General features: G+C 52.4%; 22 protein-coding genes. 4 read left to right on the forward strand and 18 right to left on the reverse strand.

The annotated features are described in order from the left end of the window. Nucleotides 1–216: 216 nt before the first annotated feature. The 15 genes from ACI1P1_RS00785 to uxuA all read right to left on the reverse strand — a co-directional run bounded on the left by ACI1P1_RS00785 (nt 217) and on the right by uxuA (nt 19,593). Nucleotides 217–1,407 (reverse strand): MFS transporter, encoded by a 1,191-nt coding sequence (locus ACI1P1_RS00785; protein ID WP_416214447.1) that lies wholly within the window; start codon nt 1,405–1,407, stop codon nt 217–219. Then, entirely contained in the window at nt 1,404–2,402 is a 999-nt protein-coding gene (locus ACI1P1_RS00790) for an ROK family transcriptional regulator (protein WP_416214448.1), read from the reverse strand. Before ACI1P1_RS00790 ends, ACI1P1_RS00785 begins: the two co-directional genes overlap by 4 nt. Nucleotides 2,403–2,578: 176 nt before the next feature. Then, nucleotides 2,579–4,135, reverse strand: coding sequence for an ABC-F family ATP-binding cassette domain-containing protein (locus ACI1P1_RS00795; protein WP_416214449.1), 1,557 nt, complete (start codon nt 4,133–4,135; stop codon nt 2,579–2,581). A gap of 193 nt (nt 4,136–4,328) precedes the next feature. Continuing rightward, nucleotides 4,329–5,174 carry an MBL fold metallo-hydrolase gene (locus tag ACI1P1_RS00800; RefSeq protein ID WP_416214450.1) on the reverse strand — a complete coding sequence of 282 codons (846 nt, stop codon included), beginning with the start codon at nt 5,172–5,174 and terminating at the stop codon, nt 4,329–4,331. Nucleotides 5,175–5,289: 115 nt separating this feature from the next. Then, nucleotides 5,290–6,156, reverse strand: coding sequence for a stalk domain-containing protein (locus ACI1P1_RS00805; RefSeq protein WP_416214451.1), 867 nt, complete (start codon nt 6,154–6,156; stop codon nt 5,290–5,292). 140 nt (nt 6,157–6,296) lie between these two features. Continuing rightward, nucleotides 6,297–7,871, reverse strand: coding sequence for a helix-turn-helix domain-containing protein (locus tag ACI1P1_RS00810; protein ID WP_416214452.1), 1,575 nt, complete (start codon nt 7,869–7,871; stop codon nt 6,297–6,299). A gap of 89 nt (nt 7,872–7,960) precedes the next feature. Beyond that, nucleotides 7,961–8,533, reverse strand: a complete 573-nt coding sequence (locus ACI1P1_RS00815) for a nitroreductase family protein (protein ID WP_416214453.1) — start codon at nt 8,531–8,533, stop codon at nt 7,961–7,963. Nucleotides 8,534–8,555: 22 nt separating this feature from the next. Continuing rightward, nucleotides 8,556–9,599 (reverse strand): FecCD family ABC transporter permease, encoded by a 1,044-nt coding sequence (locus ACI1P1_RS00820; RefSeq protein WP_416214454.1) that lies wholly within the window; start codon nt 9,597–9,599, stop codon nt 8,556–8,558. Then, nucleotides 9,596–10,549: a FecCD family ABC transporter permease gene (locus ACI1P1_RS00825; protein WP_416214772.1), complete on the reverse strand. Its 954-nt coding sequence runs from the start codon at nt 10,547–10,549 to the stop codon at nt 9,596–9,598. The genes ACI1P1_RS00820 and ACI1P1_RS00825 overlap by 4 nt, the downstream gene beginning before the upstream one ends. A gap of 138 nt (nt 10,550–10,687) precedes the next feature. Further along, nucleotides 10,688–11,698 (reverse strand): ABC transporter substrate-binding protein, encoded by a 1,011-nt coding sequence (locus ACI1P1_RS00830; protein ID WP_416214455.1) that lies wholly within the window; start codon nt 11,696–11,698, stop codon nt 10,688–10,690. 209 nt (nt 11,699–11,907) lie between these two features. Beyond that, nucleotides 11,908–12,468: a GDSL-type esterase/lipase family protein gene (locus ACI1P1_RS00835; protein WP_416214456.1), complete on the reverse strand. Its 561-nt coding sequence runs from the start codon at nt 12,466–12,468 to the stop codon at nt 11,908–11,910. 89 nt (nt 12,469–12,557) lie between these two features. After that, entirely contained in the window at nt 12,558–15,980 is a 3,423-nt protein-coding gene (locus tag ACI1P1_RS00840; protein WP_416214457.1) for a glycoside hydrolase family 2 TIM barrel-domain containing protein, read from the reverse strand. Nucleotides 15,981–15,998: 18 nt separating this feature from the next. Beyond that, on the reverse strand, nt 15,999–16,796 hold the full coding sequence (locus ACI1P1_RS00845) for a Nif3-like dinuclear metal center hexameric protein (RefSeq protein WP_416214458.1): 798 nt from the start codon (nt 16,794–16,796) through the stop codon (nt 15,999–16,001). A 108-nt stretch (nt 16,797–16,904) separates the two neighbouring features. Beyond that, nucleotides 16,905–18,515: a mannitol dehydrogenase family protein gene (locus tag ACI1P1_RS00850; protein WP_416214459.1), complete on the reverse strand. Its 1,611-nt coding sequence runs from the start codon at nt 18,513–18,515 to the stop codon at nt 16,905–16,907. A gap of 1 nt (nt 18,516) precedes the next feature. Next, nucleotides 18,517–19,593 carry a mannonate dehydratase gene (uxuA, locus tag ACI1P1_RS00855; RefSeq protein ID WP_416214460.1) on the reverse strand — a complete coding sequence of 359 codons (1,077 nt, stop codon included), beginning with the start codon at nt 19,591–19,593 and terminating at the stop codon, nt 18,517–18,519. Between the two features lie 213 nt (nt 19,594–19,806). On the opposite strand from uxuA, the gene ACI1P1_RS00860 reads away from it, so the two are divergent. Further along, nucleotides 19,807–20,466 (forward strand): GntR family transcriptional regulator, encoded by a 660-nt coding sequence (locus tag ACI1P1_RS00860; RefSeq protein ID WP_416214461.1) that lies wholly within the window; start codon nt 19,807–19,809, stop codon nt 20,464–20,466. A 70-nt stretch (nt 20,467–20,536) separates the two neighbouring features. Here the strand turns inward: ACI1P1_RS00860 and ACI1P1_RS00865 are convergent, their stop codons facing one another. Then, the gene (locus tag ACI1P1_RS00865) at nt 20,537–21,298 is read right to left on the reverse strand and encodes a hypothetical protein (protein WP_416214462.1); all 762 of its coding nucleotides are present in this window, start codon (nt 21,296–21,298) and stop codon (nt 20,537–20,539) included. 290 nt (nt 21,299–21,588) lie between these two features. Here ACI1P1_RS00865 and ACI1P1_RS00870 point away from each other — a divergent pair, with 290 nt between their 5' ends. After that, nucleotides 21,589–23,067, forward strand: a complete 1,479-nt coding sequence (locus ACI1P1_RS00870) for an extracellular solute-binding protein (RefSeq protein WP_416214773.1) — start codon at nt 21,589–21,591, stop codon at nt 23,065–23,067. 620 nt (nt 23,068–23,687) lie between these two features. On the opposite strand, the gene ACI1P1_RS00875 is transcribed toward ACI1P1_RS00870, so the two are convergent. Continuing rightward, a complete protein-coding gene (locus tag ACI1P1_RS00875) occupies nt 23,688–24,191 on the reverse strand; it encodes a hypothetical protein (protein ID WP_416214463.1) in 504 nt (167 codons plus the stop codon). A 215-nt stretch (nt 24,192–24,406) separates the two neighbouring features. Here ACI1P1_RS00875 and ACI1P1_RS00880 point away from each other — a divergent pair, with 215 nt between their 5' ends. Both ACI1P1_RS00880 and ACI1P1_RS00885 read left to right on the forward strand, forming a co-directional pair. After that, entirely contained in the window at nt 24,407–25,084 is a 678-nt protein-coding gene (locus ACI1P1_RS00880) for a YetF domain-containing protein (protein ID WP_416214464.1), read from the forward strand. A gap of 92 nt (nt 25,085–25,176) precedes the next feature. Then, nucleotides 25,177–26,361, forward strand: coding sequence for a cell wall-binding repeat-containing protein (locus ACI1P1_RS00885; RefSeq protein ID WP_416214465.1), 1,185 nt, complete (start codon nt 25,177–25,179; stop codon nt 26,359–26,361). Between the two features lie 44 nt (nt 26,362–26,405). Here the strand turns inward: ACI1P1_RS00885 and ACI1P1_RS00890 are convergent, their stop codons facing one another. Then, nucleotides 26,406–26,936 (reverse strand): hypothetical protein, encoded by a 531-nt coding sequence (locus tag ACI1P1_RS00890; RefSeq protein WP_416214466.1) that lies wholly within the window; start codon nt 26,934–26,936, stop codon nt 26,406–26,408. Nucleotides 26,937–26,971 lie beyond the last annotated feature (35 nt).

Consider the following 26,971-nt stretch of genomic DNA (forward strand, 5'->3'; position numbering starts at 1 on the left):
GCAGTATTCGTATAAAGGTACCGACAAGCTGACGTTCCAGTTGCTGTGTAAAAGGGCTGCTCTTAATTATATTCTTGTTCAAGTAGAATAAGGGTATTATAGCGAAACTATCACTAAACCACGATTTCCAACCAATACCAAAAAACCGCCCTTTCGAAGAACCGGAGAGACATCTCCTCTTCATCAAGGACGGTTTTCTTTATGCAGGCATCAGCTTTATAAACTCTCCCCCGCACCTCTCCCCTTCGCTAACGCCGCCAGGAGTTGGGTGCTGCCCAGCAGTGCTATGCTGCAGATCAGCAGAACGTAGGGCATCCACGAGAAGGATCCTCGGGCGAAAAGCTGCCCGAACAATGGCGGCATCAGGGTGGTGCCGGTGTAGGCGAAGGCCATTTGTAATCCCATGGCGGCTTGAGCTTGTTTTTTGCCGAAGTATACAGGAGTTTGATGCAGCATGGATGGGAAGATCGGCGCCAGTCCCAACCCCACGATAATGAACGCGCCAATGGTTACGACCGTTGGCAAAGGAAGCAGCATCAGCACAATTCCCACAATAATAAGCAGGGATCCGGTCCGGATTAAGCTCTCATTGTTTACCTTCATCGACACAAAACCGCTCAGCATCCGTCCCGCGGTAATCCCCAGGAAGAAGAGAGAAACCCAACCCGCCGCGTTCTCCGGCAGGATATCCTTTACGTTGACCAAATAGCTGGCTCCCCAGAGCATCATGGATGCTTCAATGGAGGTATACAGAAAAAAGGTGAGCAGCGCGAAGACGGTTCCTTTGGCCTGCAGCGGCGCAAGCAAACCTTGCTTTTGGCCTCTGTCCCTTATTCCTCCTTCTGCATGTAGGCGGGATGGGCTTTCGTATCTTTTCCACATGGGAAGGGAAAACAGGAGCAGTACTACCAGCGCAAACTGAATACCGGATATGCTGGAGTATCCGCTTCGCCAGCCATGTCCCCCCTGCGCCAAAGCCGCCATCAGAATAGGCCCCAGCATAGCGCCCACTCCCCAAAAGCAATGCAGCCAGTTCATATGCCTGGCTTCGTAGTGCTCCGCCACAAATTCATTCAAACCCGAATCCACCGCACCTGCACCCAGACCAAGAGGGATCGCCAGGGCCAGCAGCCAATAAAAGGATGGCGACACCGAAAAGCCCAGCAGCGACACCGCCGTCATAGCAACGCTGATTACGGTCACTCTACCAGTGCCGAACCGGCTGATCAGACGGTGGGAGAACAGACTGGATACAATGGTGCTGCCGGAAATCAGCATGGAAACGGAGCCTGCATAGCCTACCGGAACGCCAAATTCTTCATTCATTAAAGGCCAGGAAGAACCTAACAGTGAATCCGGAAGCCCCAAGCTGATAAACGCCAAATAGATTAAAGCCAGAAAAATCATATCATCGCCTGCTTTACGTTGAAGTTGTTCTTGCAGTAGGCCGAAATAGCCAACTCCATAAGTCCGCCAATAATATCTGCGTTAAGATCAGCGGTGTAGTTCAGAGAGGGAAAGATGTACCGCACAGCCAAAACCGGAATGCTTCGGTGGATGCTCTCCACCACGGCAGGGGAGAAAAATTCCCCATACAGCACCACCTGATCCGGATTCAAAATCCCGCAGAGCATGCCAATCAGCCGCGTTATGGCGCTGCCCACCTCCTCCGGATTCCCGTAATCCACCGCCAGCCAGTCGATCCCCAAATCAAGAAGAGCAACCTCTCCCGCGAATCCCCGGGCCCCTTTCAGAATGGAGCCGTTAATCATAATGCCTGCTCCGGGCGGGAAGGTTTGCGGGAAGTAGATACCGACTGTAACCGAGGATGGCTCTGCTGCTCTGCAATGCCCCATTACTGCTGCGTTTACGTCATTTTCCAGAATGACAGGCAGCCCATATTTCTCTTGAAAATGCTCTTGAAACGGGACTCCCACCAGCTCTTCATAGTCATTAAGAAGAATTCTGCCGCTATGCTCCACACCGGGCAGGGCAACTGACAACAAACGGATGGTGGGATACTGCTGCATAGACGCCTCCACCATTTCTTCCAAACTTGCCAGTCGGATGGTGTCGAAGCTCTGCCGTATTTCCCATACCACCTCACCGTACAAATTGCCCACACAAGCCTGGATGGTGTGCTCCCCATGCTGAACCCGTGCTGAAACAGCAAGAATATGGGCAAATTCCGCATGAAAGGTATAGGTCTGGGACGGTCTGCCACCGGCGGAAGCCACCTGCTCCCCCAGCAGAACCTCCCCGGTTTCCACCAGAGCATTCAATATATTGCCTACTGTGGCAAAGCTAAGGCCTGTCATCTGGGCCAAAGCCTTAGTTGTGGAGGTTTTACAGGAACGAAGCGCCCACAGGACGGTGTGAATGTTGCTTTGCTTCAAATTCAATGCGTTTACACCCATTTGATTAACGCCTGCCTCACATGTGTGAATTTCGTTATTCTCTGACTTATTATAAACCTTATAATAAGTTATACAATATCTTTTCGTAAAAAAACCCTGATGGCAATTCAACGGCTAGGGCCATTGACGCCTCAGGGTAATGTTGTTATGCAAAAGCCGGTTTAGAATACCTTCGTCGTCCAGGACTCGCAGTTCCATGAGTCGGTGGCCACGTCTCGGTAGAAATCCGGTTCATGGGAAATCAGCAGGATGCTGCCTTTGTAGGCCTTCAATGCCCGCTTCAGCTCATCCTTGGCGTCCACGTCCAAGTGGTTCGTCGGTTCGTCCAGCACTAACAGATTCGTTTCCCGGTTAATCAGCTTGCAGAGCCGGACCTTGGCCTTTTCGCCGCCGCTCAGCACCGCTATCTTGCTCTCGATATGTTTGGTGGTTAACCCGCATTTAGCCAGGGCCGCCCGGACCTCGAATTGGGAGTATGACGGGAACTCCTGCCAAACCTCTTCAATGCAGGTGTTGTAGTTGGCATCCTTCATCTCCTGCTCGAAATATCCGATCTGCAGCAGGTCACCCAGCTCGACGGAGCCGGAAATAGCCTGGATTTGTCCCAAAATACTGCGCAGCAGCGTGGTTTTTCCGATGCCGTTGGCGCCGTAGAGGGCGATTTTCTGCCCCCGCTCCATACGGAGGTTCAGGGGACGGGACAAGGGGGAATCGTAGCCGATGACCAGATCCTTCGCTTCAAACACCAGCTTGGCTGAGGTACGGGCATCCTTGAAGTGGAACTGGGGCTTCGGTTTTTCCTTGGCCAGCTCGATAACCTCCATCTTGTCCAGCTTCTTCTGCCGCGACATGGCCATATTCCGGGTCGCCACACTGGCTTTGTTCCGGGCCACAAAGTCCTTCAGGTCAGCAATTTCCTGCTGCTGGCGCTTATACGCGGATTCCAGCTGCTGCTTCTTGGCCTCGTAGACCTGCTGGAAGTATTCGTAATCCCCCACATACCGGGTTAGCGCCTGATTTTCCATATGGTAAATCAGATTGATGACGCTGTTTAGGAAGGGAATGTCATGGGAGATCAGGATAAACGCATTTTCATACCCCTGCAAATACCGCTTTAGCCACTCGATATGCTGTTCGTCCAGATAGTTGGTGGGCTCGTCCAGCATCAGGATGTCCGGCTTCTCCAGGAGCAGCTTGGTCAGAAGCACCTTGGTGCGCTGGCCGCCGGAGAGATCGTTGACGTCCTTGTCCAGGCCAATGTCCGTCAATCCCAGGCCGCGGGCAGTTTCATCGATTTTGGCATCGATCATATAGAAATCCTGAGTGGTCAGGATATCCTGGATGGTGCCCACATCCTCCAGCAGCTGCTCCAGCTCCTCGGGGGACACCTCGCCCATACGGCCGTACATATCATTCATTTCCTGTTCCATGTCGAACAGATATTGGAAAGCGCCGCGCAGTACGTCCCGGATGCTCTGGCCTTTAGTCAGGACAGCATGCTGGTCCAGATAACCTACCCGGGTCCGTTTGGCCCATTCGACCTTGCCGTCGTCCGGCTGAAGCTTGCCTGTCACAATGTTCATAAAGGTGGATTTGCCTTCACCGTTGGCGCCGATCAGGCCAATATGCTCACCTTTCAAAAGACGGAAGGACACATCCTTGAAAATTGCGCGGTCCCCAAAACCGTGACTTAAACCTTCTACATTCAATATACTCATGGGATGTAAGCACCTTTTCCTTTTTTACGGTTTCATGTACTTGTCATATTATAAAGGGTTCTGGGCCACAACTCCACCCGAATTTTGAAAAAAACGTGAAAATCCAAAGAAAGCAGCTCCCGAGGCACGAAGCTGCCTTTGTTGTTCTTTTTGAAAAACCAAAAAAAGAGGGCAAAAAGTCTCACCGGAAACGCTAATCCGTCAAAAACCATTCCAATGCGTGGACAAACTCCTGGGGCAGCTCCTGTACCTGCAGAAACTTCTTCATGCCTTCCTCAATGTTTGTCTGATTTTTTCCGCATGCCTCTACCAAGCGGGCCAGCTCCACATAGCGGTCGATATCCTGGCGGAACTCTGCTTTACCCACGGGGGCGGAATGCGATTCTACATATATATGGGCGTCAAAATGGAAAGCCTCATTAGTCAGCCTCAAAAACTCGCCGCTGGTATACTTCCGCGGGCCTCCGTAAACAGAAGGCCCCAGGGCATCCCCCAGAAATAAGGTTTTATCCTCCTGGACAAAAAGATAGCAGGAATCCCCCGCATGATCTCCGCCTACATGATGGATCTCACAGCTCACTCCACCCAGGTCCAGCTCCAGCTTCTTTTCAAAAAGGATATCCGGCTCCCGAATCTCAATGTTGCGGTCAGCCCCATATTCCAGGCGGATGTGCCCCGCACTGCTATCATTGATAATTTGCTGCCTGACCAGATCGTTCAGGGTCTTATCCGACCAGTCCAACCCCTTCAGCAGGCGTAAGCGTTCAGCGGTTTCCCTCACCCCGATGGAGGGCACGTTCCACGCGGACAAGCCAAAACTGTGATCCCAATGCCAATGGGTCAACATCATAATATCCGGGAGGCGTAAGCTCCGGTTCATCAGTTCCTCCCTTAATTGGGCGGCGTGGGACGGTGAAGCCCCGGCATCCATCAGCAAAGTCCGCCTTTCCCCAACAATGGCGGCAAGCAAAGGCCGGTCTGTCTCATGCTCCGCATGCATGATCCAAATGTGCTGGCTAATCTGTTCAAATTGGGTCATGAAGATGGTCCTTTCCTTGTAATTCCTTTATATTAAGCTTCGTGGCATTCCATACCTGAAATTCTTTGCGGTAAATAAAGAGCCATCGGATAATCTCCGAGACTCCCTTGATAATCTATTTATTGTTTTCCGAAAAATATTTATGCCGGTATTCCAGATCAATAATGCTAAAGGACCTTCGAACCCAGTTATTATTTGCATCCTTTTCTATTTTTACCATTATCACCCCAACCTTACCCTCTTGGTTCCAGAAGTACATAGCATAATTTCCGGGATGATCATCTATAGTGTCAATAAAAAAAACACTGGCGAAGGGTGAAAAGACGGTATAAGGATAGCTTTCAAACTGAAACGGTTGGATTTCTGTAACCATTGTCTGTAGAAACTCTTTGGTTTTGGTGTCATTAACGCCTGACGTTATAGTCCCGTTCCTGGGTCTATTTTCCGGCCGTTCCTTCCACAGCTTCTCCGCATCCTGCTGGGTTATGTATAACTCATGTGTATTCTTTTCCCGGTACTTCAGGATGCCGCCCGTATCCACACCCATCCGGTTCAGATCGATTACCCGGTAATACATGTTCATATCACCATAGAAGGTCATCAGTCCGTATTCCCTGCCCAGATACTTCATGTACATGGGAGTAGGGTTTTTCATTTCAATCTCTTGATAATCTGCGTTGTCTTCCGGCACAGCCGGTTGTCCTTCATATCTTGAATTGACATATGCGGTATAGGAGGAGTTATTCCAATTCACATCAGCCCCTAACAAGCCGCTGATTTCTCTGATCGGCAAATAGCTGGTATCGTTATAAACCAGAATCGGGTTGTCCAGCTTCGCGGTTTTGCCGTCGACTATCAGCTTAAAATCCGGACGGAGAAACGCGTCCACCCGCTCGATTCCGTTGGATGCCGCAGCCCCTGCCGCAAAAGCGCCCGTTAGCAGAAATGCGAGCAAAGCCACCTTTTTCCGCTTGCTGTTCAAATCACGTCCACCTCACTTTTGTTAAACTTCTCCTTATCTTTATCGTCAAAAGCAGGACGAAAATAAAGACAAACCAAAAAGCCTGCCTATTCGGCAAGCCTTCCATCCGTTTTGACGAGAAAACCGGGTATCGGGTTCAATCAGCTTCCTAAGCCACTGCTTAACTCCAAACCCAGAAGCTCGTCAATAATTTGCCGCTGGCCTAAGGGAGACCAGCTTTTTCCGATCCAGTTGGAGGAGGTAAAAAGGCGGCGTTCCTCTCCCGCCCCCTCCGTCAGCTTGGCGAACAAATCAGCTTCGTCCGGTGAACGGTCCGGATCATCGTAAAGGAACATATCCTCCGCTCTGGAGTGCGTCAGTTCCCCCCACCCGTATTCCCGATAGGCCTCATGTAACGGCACACCGCTGCCCGGCGCAAGACCCAGCTCCTGATATAAAAGTGCATTCAAGGGATGCCCGCTCATCCCCTGCACTCTGATCTTCTCCCCGTACAGGCGGAGATAGCTGAAGCTCCGGCCGGCGTTTTCCGCCGCAAGCAGCCTCCTCGCCATTGCAATACGCTGTTCAATCAGCCGTATGCTGGATTTAGCCTCCTCTTCCCGGCCCACGAGTCCGGCCAGTTGGTAATGCACCTTGCGCCAATCCGTGGAAAATTCCAGCATTACGGTAGGAGCGATCTGCTGGAGATCCGAGGTGAACCGTTGGTGGCGGATATCCGCCAAAATTACATCCGGCCTGGCATTGCGGATCGCCTCCAATTGGCGCTGCTGAAACTGGGCTAAGGTTTCCCCCTGTCCGGGTAAGCGGATATGCAAAAGCCCATTCATGGCGGAAACCGGCTCCACCCCTATGGAGCGAAGGCAATCCTCGTAACGCATACAGCAGGCCACCGCAATCCTGAGCTGCTTGCGTTTGATATACATCGCCGGTGAAATGCCTGTTTCCCGTTTGAACACCCGGCTGAAATAAAACTCATTGCCAAAACCCGCGGATTGAGCAGCTCCGCTTACAGTCGCATCCGCCTGATTAAGCAGTAGCTTGGACTGATGGATACGGATGCCGTTCAGATAATCCACCGGCGTAACGCCCATGGCCTTTTTGAAGCTCCGCGAATATGAGGTAGGCGTTAAGCCGGCCAGCTCCGCCAGAGTCTGCAGCCGAATTTTATCCCGGTAATGACGGTGCATATACGCAATGCTTCCATCCAGAATGTCTTCGCCTGCGGTTTTGGCCGCCTCTGCCAGCATCTCCTGCGATATCATCTGAAGAAAAGATGAAAAAAGCTGCTGTACCTGCGGCTTGCCGGTACGTACCGCAGCATCCAGCAAGGCCAGCCGTTCCAGTACGGGAGCAAAATTCGCCAGGCGGATGAGCCCCTGCGGCAAACCGGCAGCAGCCTCAGGTTCCCAACTGCTTGTCCAGTGCCTGCCTTTTCGTCCCAACAACCATGTCCTGAACAGAAGCACGGTGTATTCCATCTTCCCTTCCTTGGGATACAGCTCTGCCCGCATGGAAGGAGCAAGGTGAAACAACTGACCGGTCTTCAACCGCAGCACCCGTCCATCCAAACGTAACAGCCCTTCCCCTGAGGTGATCATCACCAGCATCGGGCAAGGTATCCGTCTTACCAATCCGTCTGACGGCTTCAAGCTCCGCTTGAAAATACTGCTCAGGACAGTGAAGGGCGAGCCGAAGGTTTGCATACAGGCCGTCATGTTCCATCCTCCCGCAATTTATTGAGAATGATTATCACTTAACAGTATAACCGTTCTCGAAGCAGGAGAAAAGGAAAATGAGGAGTGTTTTAGGAATGTACCGTCAAAAGACTGGAGACGGAATTGCGTGCAACCGGCTCCGGCACCACCCGGGGATACCCGATATGGAGAACACCGGCGATTTTTTCTCCGGGGTGTACACCCACAGCCTCACGAAATTTGGGTTCGTAACCGTAGTGATTGGTTTTCCAGACTACACCCACCCCTGCTTCCCAAGCCGCCAGCTGGAAGTTCTGGATCAGACAGCAGACCGCCGCATAATCCTCATCCCAAACCTTTTGACGAGGATCCTCCTTCAAAACCACAATCAAATGGGCTGGAACCTGCTCCAGATATTGCCGTTTGGGCTCCCCGTATTTGGTCCGTTCCTCGGCGGAATAGGTTTCCACCATCGCCTGGGCGAAGGTTTTGCGGGACTCGCCTTGAAAGAGGATAAAGCGCCAGGGCTGGCGGTTCAGATGATTGGGCGCCCATACCGCCACACCAAGCAGCTGCTCTATCAATTCCTGGGATACAGGCTCCTCCTTGAAAACCCGGATACTTCTCCGCTCCTGTATGATATCCGCAACAGGAGTTGCCGTTTTCTTCGCCGCTTGCTCCATTCGATCTCCTCCTCTATGTAAATCACTTATTCCGGTTTCTGTACAGCAAATATATGAAGAAAGGCGCCCCCACCATGGAGGTAAATACGCCAACAGGCACATCCAGCGGCAAAAAGAAGGTTCTCCCCGCCAAATCCGCCACCAGCACCGTCAGGGCACCCAGCAGTACAGAGACAGGCAGGAGTCTGGCAAAATTGGAGCCCACCAAACGCCTTGCCATATGGGGAGCCAGCAGCCCTACAAATCCCACATTGCCTGCCACCGAAACGGCGGATGCGGCAAGACCGACGCTGATCAGTAACAGTACCCGTCTTTTACTCTCCACAGGGCTACCTGCACTAATAGCTGTTTCATCCCCCAGCAGGCTGATAGTAACGTGTCTGGCATAGAGAAATGCCAAGGGCAGCAGTACTGCTACCCACGGCAGGATGGTGGCCACATTGGTCCAATTGGCAGCGTAAACCGAGCCGGTCATCCATACGTAGGCCATGGCCGCATCATTCCGCGGATTAAAGATGATCATCATCGTGGTGCCCGCCGAGGTTAAGGAGGACATGCCGATGCCGATGAGGATCAGCCGTACGGGTGAGGCGCCGTTTTTCCAGGCCAGTACATACAGCAGCACAGAAACCAAGACCCCGCCTGCGAAGGCAAAAACAGGAAGCCATCCGATGCCGCTCAAGCCAATTCCATAGGTCAGGAACATTATAGCCGATACGGACGCGCCTCCCGTTACCCCGATAATATCCGGGGAAGCCATGGGATTGCGCAGCACCCCTTGCAGGATGGCGCCTGAACCGGCCAAAGCAGCACCTGCCAAAAGCCCGGTCAGAATCCGGGGCAGCCGGAGCTTTTGCACTACCATAATATGAGCCTCGGAGCCGGAGCCGAAGAGAGCTGCCAGCACCCTGTCGGGCCGGATGAACATATCTCCCGCTCCAACACTGATTACAGCAGCCACAAATACTAGCACAAAGAGTCCGGCCGTAACCGCCAGTGTACGCCGGTTTTGTGCGGCTCCGGAGGGTGGAAACGGCGCAGGAGCTCGGGAAAGAAGCCGTATCATGAGCGCATCATCCCCTTTCTGGCCGCATGGATGAAGAAAGGCGCGCCGATAAGCGCAGTCATTACCCCCACAGGCACCTCTTCCGGTACCATGATGAACCGGGCCGCCAAATCGGCGGAAACCAACAGCAAAGCACCCAGCAAGGCACAGCAGGGGATAACCCAGCGGTGGTCCACTCCCACCAAGTACCGCGCCAGATGGGGCACCACCACACCGATAAAACCGATCGGACCTGCAATGGACACACTGGCTCCTGCCAGCACCAGCACAACCACCCCCAAGGCCGCCTTCAGCAGCAGGGTGCGCTGCCCCAATCCTTGAGCCGTTTCCTCCCCCATCATCAGCACGTTCAGCTGCGGAGACAGAGCCCATGAGGCTGCCAAAGCCACGGCCAGATAAGGCCAGCATTGGATGAGCATATCCGGCTCACGTCCGGCAATGGTTCCCGTAAGCCAGAACAGTACACTGCCCAGCCCTTGTTTGTTCAGCACCAGAATCCCTTGGGTGAAGGAGGAGAACAAAGCGGAGATGGCCGCTCCCGCCAGCAAAAGCCGCATGGGCGACAAACCGCCCCTGCCCAAGGAGCCCAGAGCAAACACTACTATTGCGGCCAGCGCAGCACCGGCAAAGCCCATGGCCATCAGCACCGGCATGGAGCTGACGGAGAACATAACGGCGGCCAGCACTACAAAGAAGCTCGCCCCCGCATTAATCCCCAGAATCCCCGGCGAAGCCAGAGGGTTCCGCGTCAGGGTTTGCATGATGGCCCCCGCCACGGCCAAGCTGCTTCCTACCACGGCGGCAATCAGGGCCCGGGGAAGGCGAGTGGTGCGGATGATCATTTGCTCCATAAAAGCCTCATTGTAAGAAAACACAGCCGACCACCCCGTATCCAGGCGGTAACGGACCACTCCCAGAAGCAGGCTTCCGGCCATAGCGGCGGCCAGCATAACCACTAATCCCGCCAGTATGGCCCAGCGTTGGATTTCTCTTTTATTGTGAACCGATGTTTCTCCCGGCCAGTCCCGGGCTTTGTTTATCGCTGCATCCGGCATAATCTGTTCCCTTCCGTGTTCTATACAAAATCCCTAACGGACACCAAGATACTTGTAAAGATCATCCAGCAGGCTGTTGGCCGCCAGCACGCCGGCGCTTAGGTTCCATTTCACAACATCCACGGGATAATAATGTCCGCCCTTGACCCCCTTCATAGTCCCCCACAAAGGATGGGTGGTCCATGAGGTATGTGCCTGTTTGTTCCCATCATCCCCTTCCTTGAACCGGGTGATATCGAAGATATAATCTCCGTCCAACTGAGGCATTTGTTCCTTGGAGGTGAGATTGATGACCGTTTTCCCCTCTACCTGCTGCGCTTTGGGCCGGGCCAGCCCCAACTCCTGAAGAATCGTCCCGGCGAAGCCGGTTATGTACATACGGGCGCTGCCGTCACTTTCAAAGCGGATAATGGAGATTTCCGTAGAGCCCAGGCTGCTGCCTACCTTTTGCTTAAACTCGGCTACACGCTTATCCCACTGCTCCAACAGCTTGCCTGACTCCTGGTCCATATACATGGCCTCGGCGCCCAGCTTCAGGTTATTCTTCCAGTCGAACACATTCTCCGTCATGACTGTGGGAGCAATGCCGCTCAGTTGGGGATATATTTTCTCGTGACGGGATTTGGCGCCGATAATCAGATCCGGCTTCAGGGCCACAATCGCTTCGATATTCGGCTGTGTCTCTTCCCCCAGGTTCTTGACACCTTCCATCTTGTCCCTCAAAAACAGATACCACGGCTTTTCCTCCCAGGATTCCACGGACCCTACGGGCTTCACGCCCAAAGCCACTGCGTTATCTGTCATGCCGTTAAATAAAACCACTACCCGCTCCGGTTTTTTCTTCAGCACCGTGGTGCCCATGGCATGTTTGATGCTGCGTTCACTGCCCGTACCGGAGGCTGGTGCCGACGGTGAAGCACCGGCGGTGGCCGGCGAAGCAGCAGGCGATCCTCCGGAGGTTTCCTCTGTCTGGGCACTGCTTCCGCATGCAGCTAACCCCCACACCAGCAGAAGGGGTAATATAAACTTCCAACCTTTCAACATGAACGTAAATCCTCCCTTGCCTGCACTGCCTCTCTGGAGCAGCCGGACTTAATGTTATTGATAATCATTATCAATAACATTACTATAGGGACAAGCGGGAATTTTGTACATATCCGATTTTATCCTTTTCATGCACCGATTTTGTCCTCCCCCTCCTCCCTTCCCCCAAAAAAAGAAACCCGGCATTCACCGGGTTTCCTCGCAGCTCCTTACATATCCGGTACGGCCTCCGCCATCAAACGATTGCCTTCCGCCTTCAGATGAAGGCCGTCGCTGTACAGCTCCCTGAGCTCCCCCGCATAGGCATCCATCTGACCATTAAAATCCACGGTTTCCACCTTAAAGGCCTTGGCAAAGGCCTGAAGCTTCAGCCGGAGCTCCCCAAGCTCCAGATTCACCCGCCAGAAATCGGTTACTCCCGGCCAATACGATTCCGCCATATCCGGGATCACGGGAGGCTCCAAACCAAGCACAGGCACAATCCGGTGGTGCCGGGCATGGTGGACCATAGTAGCCATATTCGAACAGACTGTGTCCGCGGGAACCCGGAGGATCAGATCATTGATTCCTCCGGTAATCAAAACCCGGGCTGGCGCAGCGTCGATCACATCCTGGCGGAAGCGGGACAGCATGCCTGCGGAGGAATCGCCGTTGATTCCCAGATTCAGAACCTCCCAGCCGGGTCTTTCCCCAAGCAGAGACGCCCAAGCCTCGTTAGCCTTGATTTTGAAGCCGCGGGTAAAGCTGTCGCCGAGACATACCATTTTCATGGTTATTTCCTCCATTCCATCCTCATCCTAAAGTTCATATAGAGGCCATTATAACGTAGATGGAGGAAAATTGCCCGGCCGCTTCCTTTTTACTCAAACCGGAACCACCCAAAATTAAACCTGGACCCCGGCAGGAATATAAAGGTAACCTTCTGAACCCCGGTTACCGGCTCCAGCGCAAAGCTCCTTTCCTCGCACCCCTCAGACCGGGTAAATTCAACCAGCTGCTGGCTTTCGCCTTCCTCGTGCTCAAACCGGATCCGGATGGTATTTTTGTCGATGGGGGAACTGCCGAACACCACCAGCCGGGACACCCCCGTGCTGCCGAAGTCCATTCCGCCATACTCCAGCGAAACGTTATTCCCGATCTCTTCCACCGCATCCGGGGTACGAATGAAGCTATCCCCATAAATCCGGTCGCATTCCGCGGCAGGGTTCAGTCCGAAGGCCCGGCTTTGACGGGTGAAGGAAAAACCCTTGAGGTGAATCTTTTGGCGCACCACAAACGCGAGGGAGGTGATTCCGGATAGCCGTTTGGAGAGCTTGTAGGTTTCCTCCTGGTATGTATTCCACTTGGAGGGCTTCTGGTAAACCACATCCGCCACCAGCAAACTCCCATCCTCCCCGGGCATCCCCTCCCAGATCTGCAGAGGGTATTCCTCACTGGACAAGGCAAAGATGGGAAGGGTGATGGTATCCGAACCATACGGCCCAAAGTCGAGGTTATGGAAGCCCACCTGGGTTTCCAACTCCCGGCTGGTGGCCACTCCCCGCTCGTTGCCGTTGCTGATTTCCCCTTTGCTGTAATCATACAACCCGGCAGACACAAAACCGTACGGATCCAGATAGGCGGTTCCGATTCCGCTGACCCGGAATTCCAATTGCGAGATCAGCTTGATTCGGTCCGTACCGTTGCGGCTGATGCAGCGCACCCGGAAGCTGCCATCGCCCAACGCGGTCAATACAGCAGTATGGCCGTTGCTTTCCACCTGAGCAATATTGGATTTGATGCCTGCATCGTCCACCACACTCCACTCCACCTCCGTATAGGAGGTATCCGGGGGATACAGCTTGGCCTGCACGGTGACCAGCTTTCGTGAAGCATCAAGCTCCTGGCCATCGGCACTCACCAGCTCAATCTTGCGAAGCGGGATTTCATCCGCCTGCCCGGTCACAACGGCCACATCCTTATTGCCCATAATGGCAGACAGACCTGCCACGGGTAAACCCGGCACCTCCGCCTCCAGCTCGAGAGTCTGGCTATCCATACCGGTGGACGAAACAATAACCTTTATGACACCAGGGGTCAAAGCTGCTCCGATCACCGCCATCAGCTTGCCGCTAAACAGCCTCCGGCTTACCCCCTTGTACGCGTCATAATCCGTACTGTCACCATTGTCCAGCCCCAGCAGTCTTCCGGCACCGGAAACCTCCACTTGGACCCGGTTATTAGCGTTATCCACAGGGCGGCCAACTTCATCCTCCATGGTGATTTCCACAAAAATAAGATCGGTGCCGTCCGCTTTCATCTGCAGCTTATCCGGTGTCAGCCTGATCCTGCTTACATCTCCGAAGGAGGACCGGCAGGCGGTGGCAATCACCTGTCCCGCTTCATCATAAGCCAGAGCGGTCAGGACTCCTTCCCGGTAAGGCAGTTTCCATCTGCCAACAAGCTTTGTGCCGTGCTTATGATCGATATCATGGAAGCCGATTGTCTCCCCGTTAAACCGGAGCTCGATCCGGGGAGCATTGGACACGGCGCATACATCGATAAGCTGGCCGGGGTTGAAGTCCCAATACGGATACAAATGCACCATCGGCTTTGTTTTGTAGTCCGTCCACTCCGCCTGATACAGATAATAGGAATCCTTTGGAAAAGTGGCCGTATCAATCTGCCCAAAATAGGAGTTCTTCGTATGATAGGGTGTAGGCTCCCCAATATAGTCGAAGCCGCTCCAAATAAATTGCCCCAGGGAAAAGGGTGTATCCCGGTCGGCAATAATACAGGCCTCCGGCGACTTGGCGCCCCAGCTGGTTGGGCTGTTGCCTAAAGCGGAGCATTGCTCATCATCATCCGCAAGAACAGAACGCTCCACAGGAAAGCGGTAGATGCCTCTGCTTTGGACCACCGAGGAGGTTTCACTGCCGTAAATAATCCAGTCGGGATGCTCCTCATGATGCTTTCCGTAATATTTTTCCGCGTAATTATATCCTGCCAGCTTCACAATGTCCGCGCACTTTTGGGCATTTTCCCAGGGCATATAATTGGAGCCGATGGTGATTAGTGCGTTTCCCTTGGGATCATGAAGCCGCACCTGCTCCATCAGCTGCCGGGTAATAACTTGACCGCGTTCATCCGCATGGGTATCGTAGATTTCATTGCCGATACACCACATAAGCAGGCTGGGGTGATTGCGGTCCCGGCGCACCCAGCTTCTTACGTCGGCCGCCGACCATTCCGGGAAGAACCGTCCGTAATCATAAGGGGTTTTGCTCCGCTCCCACATATCGAAGGATTCTGAAACCACCAGCAGCCCCATTTCATCCGCCAGCTCCATCAGCTCCGGGGCAGGCATATTATGAGCGGTGCGTACGGCGTTAACCCCCATCTCCTTCAAAATCCGGAACCGCCGCCGTGCGGCTGCCTGATTGAAGACGGCCCCCAACGCCCCATAATCATGATGCTCACAGGTCCCGTTCAGCTTCATCCGGATACCATTCAGGCTGAACCCTTGGTCGGGGTCCATTTGGATCCAGCGGAATCCCACCGGATTAATAATCTGTTCAATCGCCTCTCCGGAAGCCGCCCTGCGCAAAACCGTAACCAGTTTGTAAAGATGAGGCTGGTCCGGGCTCCAAAGCAGAGGCTGCTCCACCTGCAGCGTCTGCCGGTTCACCGAAAGTCCTTCAATTAGTGAAACTGCAGCAGACGTGCTTGATGCAACCATTTCCTTTTCATGGTGAAGGGTATGGACAAGCTCCAGCCCTTCTTCTCCGGCAAATTCCGTCTCCACCTCCAGCACCCATCCGGCATCCGTCTTCCGGGTGTGAATATAAACGCCGTCTGTGGCAATAAAGCTGGCGGACCGGGTTTTCAGCCATACATTGCGGTAGATGCCCGCACCGGAATACCATCTGCTGTTGGGGCTTTGGTGCACCACCTTCACCACAATCTCATTGCTGCCTTCGGTAAGTACCGCCGTAATATCAAACTCGAAGGAGGAATATCCGTATTTCCACTCCCCTACCAAACTCCCGTTCACATATACCGAAGAGTCCATATACACACCTTCAAAAGCAAGCCACAGCCCGTTTTCCGCCAGTTCCTCACATGAGCATTCAAGGGTCCGACGGTACCAGCCAATACTGTTCTCATACAACTGGAGCGTATCATAGATGAGCCAATCATGAGGCAAATCCACAGGCGAAAAGGATAGTCCGCTCCAATCCGCCGTATCCAGACTGCTCTTGGCAAATTCCCAGCTATCATTGAAAAGCCTGATTCGGTTCATGCCCAGCCCACCTCCGTGTTAATCAAAATGAAACAGGCTCTGCTGCCGGATATGATGCACCGGCAAACCCGGATACTGCTCCGCCAAATTCTGTGCAAGCGCCTTCATTCCAGGTTCTTCGCTTTCCGCATGACCCAGCACAATAAGGGCTCTGCGCCGTCCCTGTTGGAGCGCATCACGGACATACTCCGGCGTCTCCCACTCCGGGCCTTCGCCATAGATCATAAGTTCAACCTGCTCCTGCTCGAATAAAGTGACCGCCGTAGCGGCGCCGCCGCGGTAACCGACCAAAACCCCAACACGGGTCAGCAGCATGTCCGGATCACCCATATACCGCACATGAGGAATGTCAAGCTTCTTCTTCACGTACCTGACAATCTCCCTAAGGGTGGCTCGCGGAAGCTCCAACAGCGATGCTGCAGGCTCATGCTTGCAGACATATGCCCCCCATTCCAGCTCCCGGATCAGTCCTTCGGTAATGGCGTCAGGCTTGTAGCGGTGGGGATAGTCGTGAAACCGGAAAACGGCGATGCCGGACTCCTCCAAAAATTGCTTTTTGACCCGGTATACCTCTCCGCCTCTGGCCTCCCCCGCCTCATCATGATGGGCAAAAAACAAACCCTCATGGGCAATCACCAGATTGGCCTTCCTATCCCGGGCTTCCTCGAGCACGCGCTGTGTGGGCATAAAGGTGGTGACAATGCCGGTTACCGGCATGGATGGGTCACCGCTCTTCAAGGTGTCCACGGTTTGCTCCAACGGGCCTACAGGTGCAATTAATGCATCAATAATCGTTTGTACGGTTGGTTGGGCCATTCTGTTCCCTCCTGAACTGCTGCAGAATAGAAAAACTCCCCCAAAAGACGTCCACAGTACGCTTTCCAGCGCATCACGGAAGAATAACATGTTGGGGGAGAGCTGCATTTATACTTCTACATATTTGGCGATGGTGCTGCGGACGGCACCGGGACCGGCCAGCATTTCATGGAACATCCCTTCGATTTTGGCAGCCAATCCCGCTTCCTCCAGAGACACGCCGAAGATTTGCACATTCTCGAGAATAGCCCGTACATTGGATGTTTGATCCCCCAGCGCGGTTCCCTCGAGCTTGGCTTGCAGGTCGGCAAGCAGAGGGTCGGGGCTTAAGGTGAAGGGTTTGCCCGCATCATCCACACCCAGCAGGTAACGGCACCACGCTGCGATAGCCACGGGAATGGCAGTCAGCGTTGATGGGTCCAGATCCCCACGGCGCATATAGGACTTGATGGTCTCTCCGAAACGGATGCCCACCTTCTGGGAGGTGTCTGTGGCGATCCGCTGCGGCGTATCGGGAATAAACGGATTGGCGAACCGTTCATGAATGACTTCATCCAAGAAGGTTTGCGGATTCAGAATTCCCGGGTTCACCACCACGGGAAGCCCTTCCTTATACCCGATCGTTTCCACCAGCTTTTGCAGCACCGGATCCTTCATCTCGTCTGCAATCAGGGTGTAGCCCATAAGACAGCCGGATACGGCCAGCGCGGTATGCAGGGGATTAAGGCAGGTGGTGACCTTCATGGTTTCCACCTTGTTCACTGTGTCCCTGTCGGTAAACAGAACACCGGCATCCTCCAGCGGAGGACGTCCGTTGGTGAAGGTATCCTCAATAACCAGATATTCACTGATCTCGGCGTTGACAAAAGGCGCCGTATACGTATTTTTGGACGTTACAACGGTATCCATGCCGCCGATGCCTTGAGCCAGCAGCGCTTCCTGGACCTTTTCCGAAGGGCGGGGCGTAATTTTGTCAATCATGGACAGCGGGAAAGCGATCCGGCTTTTATCCTGCAGATAAGCGGCAAAACCCTCGTCCACCAGTCCGCGTTTGGCCCATTCCTCAGCCACCGTCACCATACTTTTCTTCAGCTTATCCCCGTTATGGGAGCAGTTGTCCATACTGACGAAGGTCATGGGGTAACCGCCCTTGAGGTAGCGCTTATAAGCCAGCGCGGTCACCACACTCATGATATGAACCGCTTCATCCGGCCCCTTCTCCAGATCCTGTGCGACAATCCCCAGATAAGCGCCGTCCGGACCGGTAATAGCATAGCCTTTTTCTGTGATAGTGAAGCTGGCCATTTGGAGAGTCGGGTTTTCGAAGATGGAAACCAGACGGCTCCACTCCCCTTCCCGGCTGCGGTCCGCCGCAATGGCATCCACGATGCTGGCCACAACCTTTTTCAGGAAATCTCCTTTGGCATTCATCAGCACCAGCAGAGTCAAATTGTCGCAGGGTGTGTACACCTTATCGATCATCTCCAGATCGAACACCTCGGCGGCGATAATTCCCGTATCAGCCTTTCCTTCATCCAGAAGCTTCTGATGGGCATTGGCCACAAAACCTCTGAAGATGTTCCCCGCTCCGAAATGGACCCATTCCGGCTTGGATGCAGTGTTGGCTGCCACCTCCACCGGGTTAAACCGGGGCAGCTCCACACCTGCTGCTTCCCATTCCTGACTATTGGCAAGACTCGCCAGATTAAGCGTCAGCAATTTACTTCACTCCTTTGGCATTTTCCAGACTGTCCCAAACTCCCAGCAAATACATAATACCCATAGCCCGGTCATAGAGTCCATAGCCGGGACGGCAAGTTTTCTCCTCGCCCCACAGATGTCTGCCGTGGTCCGGACGCACATAACCCTTAAAGCCGCTTTCGTGATAGGCTTTGACTACCTCCGGCACATTCACACTGCCGTCGCAGCCTCTGTGGGATACCTCGATAAAGTCGCCGTTTTCGAACACCTTCACATTCCGGATATGGGCAAAATAAATGCGGTCATGGAATTCGCGGATCATAGCCGGCAGATCGTTCTGCGGATTGGAGCCCAGGGACCCGGTACAGAAGGTCAGACCGTTGTAAGGATTATCCACGGTATCGAGAAGGCGGCGGATGGTTTCCCGGCTGCGGATGATCCGCGGCAGGCCGAAGATAGGCCAGGCAGGATCATCCGGATGGATCGCCATACGGATATCTGTTTCTTCGCAAACCGGCATCAGGCGGTTAAGGAAGTACACCAGGTTCTCAAATAGCTTGTCTTCCGTTACTCCAGCATAAGCCGCGAACAGCTCATCCAGTCTGGCCATCCGCTCCGGCTCCCAGCCCGGCATGGTGAAGTGGCCAGCGCCGGCAAGGATTCGTTCCGCCATTTCCTTGGGATCCTCGGTAATGGCAGCCTTTTCATAAAACAGTGCATTGGAACCATCGGGCAGCTCCTTGTACAGGTCCGTCCGAGTCCAGTCGAAAACAGGCATGAAATTATAACAGATCACCTTCACGCCAACCTTGGCCAGCTTGCGGATGGTGTCAATATAAATATCAATATAATGGTCGCGGCTGGGTAAGCCGATCTTGATATCATCATGGACATTGACGCTTTCTACTACCGCTGGGCTGAAGCCCTTAGCGACAATTTTATCCGCTTCCGCCTGAATCCGGTCCATCTCCCAAACCTCGCCGGCCACCTTATCGTGCAGGGACCAAACAATCCCCATTACACCGGGAATTTGCCGGACATGATCCAATGTAATCGAATCATTCCCCTCGCCATACCATCTCCACGTCATGTTCATCTGCGGGTTCCTCCTACGGATAATAGCATCTTGTATACAAGTTCGATTTGATCATACGCGACAATCCTCACCTGTGTCAACCATGATATTTATAGGTATTTTGACGTTTATTCGAATAAAGTAGTGTCCACTGGTTTTCCTGTCTTTCAGAATCCCGGAATCTATTGTATACTAGTTTTCACATCTACTTATCCGGCCGAACAGGGGGTTCATATGCGCAAGGAAGAGATACTGCAGACCTTAAAACAGGATATCATGACTCTGGCGCTGAAGCCCGGCACCATTCTCAGCGAAACCGTGCTGTCAGAGCAGTTTCAGATCTCGCGGACACCACTCCGCGATGTACTCAAGCAGCTTGCTTTGGAGCAATACATTAATATTTATCCCAAAAAAGGGAACGTGGTTTCCTATATTCATCTGGAATCCGTGGAGCAGATGATTTTCCTGCGCAGTGTGCTGGAAAAGGAAATTCTGCAGAGCCTCTCCGGCAGGCTGCCGCTGCCGGGTATACTGGAGCTGAAGGAGATTCTGGATGCCCAGGAAAAGACCCTCTCCGCTGCCGAAAGCTCCTCTGAGCAATTTTTGGAAAGCGATGACGCTTTCCACCGGACCCTCTTCCAATTAGGGGGACGGTTGTATCTATGGAACCTGCTGCAGCAGTCCAACGTCCATTATGCCCGTTACCGCAGGCTTCATCTGCTGAAGCAGGAAAAGCTCCAGGATATTCTCCAGGAACACCGGCGGATTTTGGAGGGACTTATTCAGGGGGACGGTAAGCATCTTCCCGAGTTGATTGACCGCCATCTCCGGGAGGACATCAATTCCATGTTCCTGCAGGAGAATTTCCGGGAGTATCTGCAGCCGGATGTGTAATAAATACACAGTCTATAACTGCAACAAAGCCGGCCCTGGCTAACCCAGGCCGGCTTATTCCCTGTTAAGACTAGTTCGTCTTTAGATATTTCCCCTCCACAAATTCATACCAGCCCTTCTCAAAATCAGCCTCGTTTTTCCCCAATACAGCAGGCATATTCCCCGAGCTGGTAATCAGGTCGCGGACAGCACTCATTCCCCATGTGTCACGGATGTATTCTATGATAATATAACCGACATCATACACATTCGGTTCTTCTTGTGAGAGGTTTAGCTGCTTTAGAGTAGGATATTTCCCTTTTACAAGGCTTTGAAGCTCTTGCGGATTTCGGAACTGACCTGCTTCATAAACGGCAATGCTCTCATAAAGCCAGCTTAATGAACCTGAGCTTGTATATGAAGTAAGATTAAACGTAACGCAGTGAACAAATTCATGAACAGCCACTCCCAGCATGGTATCGTAAGTTTTTCCAGGACCAGGATGATTGGGTGATACCATATGCAACTCATCCTTACCCGCCGTACCGACTACCCAATCAGGCGAATCAGGACGGTCAGTTCCCTTTCGATAGGCTGCAAGATCGGGATAAATCTTCACTTTGATTCTACGCATCTCCAGTGGCTTCAAATCCTCCACAATCCGGTCATAGTTCTCCTCCAGTTTATCCCGGAGCTGATGGATGCTGTCTTGATCCGTTTTCGTATAATAAAATGTAAAATGTTCCGACTCCAGCGTATAAGGAAACGGATTTGGTTTAAACTGTATATATAGCAAAACTGCAATTACACATGCTGCACCCAACAACGCTGCTTTTTGAAGCTTTTTGTTCATAGCTCCTCCTGGTTCACCACCTATATGTATAATGTCGCTTCTTTATTTTGGCTGGTAAGGAATATTGTCCCTTGGTTTTTTCCGTATGTCAACCGCCATTTTATTATTACTTTTGGTCAAAAAGCTTGCTTTTCGGTCCTCCTTCGAAAGTCCCATCTTAAGAAATTTTTAAGAAATCAAAAAAGAGGAATTATATATAGAATGTCAAATATATATAATTGCAAACGTTTACAGTATAATTTTGGGGAGGATTTTGTGTGAAGAATAAAAAGACAATTGCAATTACTCTGATGGCCCTGTCCATTGTGGCAGCAGGGTGCGGCAAAGGCTCCGACAGCAGCACCGGAAGCACCAGCTCTCCGGCTCCTACCGTGGATAACACTCCACTGAAGCTGACCATTATGGCGAACCTGTCCACACCTGAGGTTCCCTCCGATAAGCTGGAGAAACTGCTTGAGCAAAAGACAAACAGCGATATCACCTTCCAATGGGTTCCGGACGGCTCCTACGATGAGAAGTTCCAGGCAGCCTTGGCTACCGGCTCTCTTCCGCAAGCTGTTTATCTCAAGAACCAGTCTTCCTTCGTATTGCTGAGACAAACGCTGAAGGACGGCCAATTCTGGGAAATCGGGCCTTACTTGAAGGATTATCCGAACCTGAAGAACCTGAATTCTGAAGTATTGGAAAACACCAAGGTTATGGGCAAAATTTACTCCTTGTACCAAGAGCGCCCCATTGCCCGCCAAGGCATTATCTACCGCAAGGACTGGGCCGACAAGCTGGGCCTGGCTGAGCCGAAAACCACCGACGATATCTATAACATGCTGAAGAAGTTTAAGGAAGCCAATCTGGGCGGCGGCAAAACCATTCCGCTGGCAGACCGCAATGACCTGATCTACGGCTCCTTCAAAACCCTCTCCGCCTACTTCGGCACACCGAACGGCTGGGGTGTAGTAGACGGCAAGCTGGTTCCGGAGTTCATGACCCAAGGCTACATGGATACCATGAACTTCATCAAAAAGCTCCGCACCGAAGGCCTGATCAACCAGGACTTCCCGGTTACCAGTAAGACAGACCAACAAAACCTGATGTACACTGGCGCATCCGGCATGTACGTAGGCTCCATGCAGGACGTTCAAACCCTGCAGCAAAAAACGGAAGCCAACAACAAAACAGCCGTTTATGACGTTGTTAACCAAATCACCAGCTCCACTCAAAAAACAGCCTCCACTTGGGGTATTCCGGGATACGGCACATTGGTTGTCTTCCCGAAATCCGCTGTTAAAACCGAAGCTGAGCTGAAGAAAATCCTGGCGTTCTATGACAAGTTCTTCAGCCCTGAGGTAGCCAACCTGCTGAAGTACGGCGTAGAAAATGAGCATTACAAGATGGTAGAAGGCAAGGTTCAACCGGTAACCGACGCCAAGCTGCTGGAAAAAGAGCAAAAGGCTTATCTGACTGTAGCTCTTGCCGACACTACCAACATCCTGCCCACCTACTACAACCTGAAGACACAAGAAAAGGCTGTTCAACTCTCCAATGATGCTGTGAAATTCGCCGTTCAGAATCCGACCAACTCCTTGGATTCCAAAACCTACACCGAAAAGGGAGCTATCCTCCAAGACATTATTAAGGATGCTACCTACAAGTATATGGTTGGCGATATCGATGCAGCCGGCTTCCAAAAACTCGTTGACAAGTGGAAGAATGACGGCGGCAACAAAATCATTGAAGAATACAACGCCTCCTACAAAGAAGTCAAAAAATAAGCTTTAATTTCATACAGGAAAAATCCCCGCTGCCTTGAACAACTAGGCTACGGGGATTTTTTACTTAACAAACTATTCAATTTGAATCTTTCCTCCAGCAACAATCCACGGCCTTGACATGGTAATTGTTTTCATTTGGTCTTGCGTTCCCGCGTACCCGGCGATCACGAGCAACGTTGTCACGAGCCGTTACTCCAGGCGTGTCTCACCGTATCCGTACGCTTCGCTTACCCTTTCCATCGGAATCGCCCTCTTTCCTCGCAAGAACTTCCTTGCATTGAGAATAGGATTGCATTATCCATGGGAAGTTGGTTTCCCGCATACCTCAGTCTGTTCCCCAAAACGGTGTCACTTCCGTCTTGCCGGTTCCAGCTGAAATCCGGTATGCATCGCTTACCTAGATCATCGGGGCTCTCTCCTCTCCAGATTCGATTGCTCCTCCAAGAAGGTGAGCGGATCACCTTAGGCCTGTCCTCCAACTGGGTGCCTTCGGTGTACTTTGATTATAACCGAATTTACAGAATATTAAAAATTCTAAAAATTCCAACTATTTAGCGTTAGGAGAAATTAACTCTATCATTCTCCCCTATTCTACCATTGTCTAAAAATTCCTCCGGATTTCAAAAAATACGGATATATTGCTTCTCCTGCGGCTGCAGTCCCTCCTCCCATACGAAAGAAGCCAGATACACATCCCGGTCAAGCTTGTTTGCCCGCGGCCAGTCCTCTTCCCCTGCCCAGCAGGTATAAAATTCGAAGTATTCTCCGGAAACAGTATGCTCTTGAAGCAGCTCCCCCAATAACCGGCAGCACTTCCTTGCGGGCAAGAAATTCACTGCCAATTCCTCCGGCACATTCGCAGGAATCTCAAAACCTCCCCCATCCGCCGTAATCTGATAAACATAGGGCTGCTTAAAATGATAGCGGACTGCTTCTCGGTAAGTATCCAGCTCCTGAACCATAATCCCGGCTGCATCCTCCTCCGTTTCGAATACCATAACAAGCTTGTCATTCAAATGGGACAGGTCCACAATGTCCCCAATGGGGATCCTCCCCGATTGCCTTAATTCCTCCTGTTTAAGCTGATGCTCAGGCGAAGCAACCACTTCTCTGTATGGCTTCATCGTAAAAGCAAGGCCTCTTTCCCCACAGGGGAGAGGCACGGGGGATGCAAGATAATAAAAGCGGCTCATAAGTCCCTCCACCATTCATTTTTTCAATTTTTTGGCACAGTGATTATACCATAACCCCTCCATGTTACAAAGGAACGCAGAATCGGTTAATGGAGTGCATAGGCGGCTTTTTGCCGTCCTTCATTTTTTCACATGGAGGGATGGATATGGAATATCTTCAGATCCTCACCAAGCTGGCCGCGGGCTTTCTTGGTCTTTGGGCTATGACCCGCATTCTCGGCAAAAAGGAAATGTCCGCCCTTACTCCCTTCGATTTTGTATCCGCCGTCATATTGGGAGATTTGGTGGGCGACACCATCTATGATGAAAGCAAGAGTATTCTGCAGCTAATTGTAGCTCTTGCCGGATGGACCATCCTGTCCATTGCCTTCGATAAACTGACCCAATATGTCAAAGCAATCAGAAAACCGTTGGAAGGAAAACCCGACCTGTTAATTTGCGACGGGAAAATCGACGTGAAGGAGCTGTACCGCAACAATCTGGACTTTGACCAGCTGCGAACCATGCTCCGCAGCAAGGATATCTTCGCTGTAAGCGAGGTGGCTTATGCGATCTATGAAACCAACGGGACTTTAAGCGTGATGCGCAAATCTGCTTATGAAACCGTAACACGGAAGGACTTGAAGCTGTCTGAGGAGCAGGCGGTACTGCCGCGGGGACTGATCGAAAACGGGAAGATTTGCAATGAGGAGATGGAAGCGGCAGGTCTTCAAGAGGACTGGCTCCATAGGGAGTTAGAAAAGCAGGGTGTAAAAGACGCCAAGGTGGTTGCTTATGCTGAATTGACACCGGATGGGGAGCTTCATGTCCTGAAGCGGCTATAGCACGGGGACCTACATATTTTCCACACAATTTATTATTACAATATAAAGCGTCCAATAAGAAAATCATTACACAGTTTGCGAAAGGAGATTTTATGTCCAGATCCCCTATGTGGCTGGCCGGAGTTTTGGTGCTTTCTCTGGCTGCTGCCGGTTGTACATCCAGAATCGTCGAGCCTGATGCTGCAATCCCCCCTGTTTCTCCTGTCTCCATGCCGTATACTGCTACTAAGAATACAACCCGCATCAATACCAGTGACCCGGCAGCCGCCTCTGTGCTGGTTTCCCAAACCTTATGGACCGGTTATGGCCAGGATAACCGGCCCAACGGGGCCGTGCTGGTACAGGCAGGAGATTGGCCCGTTGCCGCAGCAAGCGCCAGCCTGATCCATTTTCCCATGAATGGACCTGTTCTATTTACGGAGCCAGGCAGTTTATCCGAGAAAACCGCAGCAGAGCTGAAACGGCTGGCCGGTATTGCCCGTGACTCCAAAAGTTTTACTGTTGTACTGGCAGGTAAATGGGATGCCGCCCTGGTAGACCAAGTCAAAAAGGAGGTCCCCTCCAAAATCGTAACCCTGGAAGCTGAAAGCCCGGCAGGCTTTGCCAAGGCGGTGGACATCTATTACTCCAAAGAATCCGGTCAAAGGCCTGAGAATGTTCTGATCGGTTCGCTGGACAGCCCCTCCTATACCGTTCCCGCTGTAAACTGGATAGCCCATATGGCTGCTCCGTTACTGTACACGGGCAAGGACAAGCTGCCTGCTGAAACTGTGGAGGCTCTGAAGCTGAGGAACGGAACCGCGCGGATCTATCTTCTGGGACCGGAAGCAGTCATTTCCTCCACTGTGGAGAAGGAGCTCCGGGCTTTCGGACAGGTGGTCCGGATCGGTGCGGACAGCAAAAACAGCGCCGCCTTTTCCGTTGCCTTCGCTTCCTTCCGGGATGATGCCGGAGGCTTCGGATGGGATTTGAACTCAGCGGGGAGGAACGTGTCAGTGGTGCCGGATGAAGCCTATGACCTGGCAGTAGCCGCCGCCCCCTTCTCCCACTTGGGCAAACATGCCCCTATGCTGTGGTCCCAATCCGGCCGATTGCCAACGGAAACAGCCGATCTTCTGCACAGCATCAAGCCCGTATACAAAACCACTCCCGCCGCAGGACCGTTTAACCATGCTTGGCTGACAGGATCGGAGGATGCATTGTCCCGGACTATTCAGGAGCAGGTGGACGATCTGCTGGAGATTGTGTCCGCCTCCGGCGGGGAGCATAAGCATTAACCGCTTCATAATGAAAGCCCGCTGCTACCGGCAGCGGGCTTATATCATGTAGGGCTGCTCAAGGGGATAAACCGCCTGCTGAATAATTCCAGCTCGGCAAACGGAACCATATAAAGCATAAGCCCGTCTCTCTCCTCCATCACGGCTCCCGGCAGCGAGGAGAAGCGGGTGATAAGCCGCTTGAAGCTTTTGTGCCGCTCGGATACCCAAAACTGGATGGTGGTCACCTCCGGGTTGCCTGCGCGGATTTCCTTCAGAAGCGCCCGCAACCCCCGCATAAACATCATGGGCGTCCGGTATTCCCGAAGCAGATAGACCACCTCGATCTGGCAGATTTCCCGGTCCTTATAGTCCTTGGCTGAGGTCCCATACACAAATCCGGCGGTCCCTACCACCGTATAGGGCTCCTCCAGATAAGCCAGCATGGCTTTCCCCATGGTCAGCGGGCTGGCAAAAAAATTAAGCATCATGGCATAGGAATAAGGCAAATTCAGCTCATCATAATTGCGGCTCAGGAACTTCACATAGGCATCAAAATCCTTGTCCAGCTGGCATAATTGAAATTGGACCGCCATTATCCCCACTCCTCTCTTTTACCGGAATACAGATT

Source organism: Paenibacillus mesotrionivorans (assembly GCF_046098205.1).
GTDB lineage: Bacteria > Bacillota > Bacilli > Paenibacillales > NBRC-103111 > Paenibacillus_AR > Paenibacillus_AR mesotrionivorans.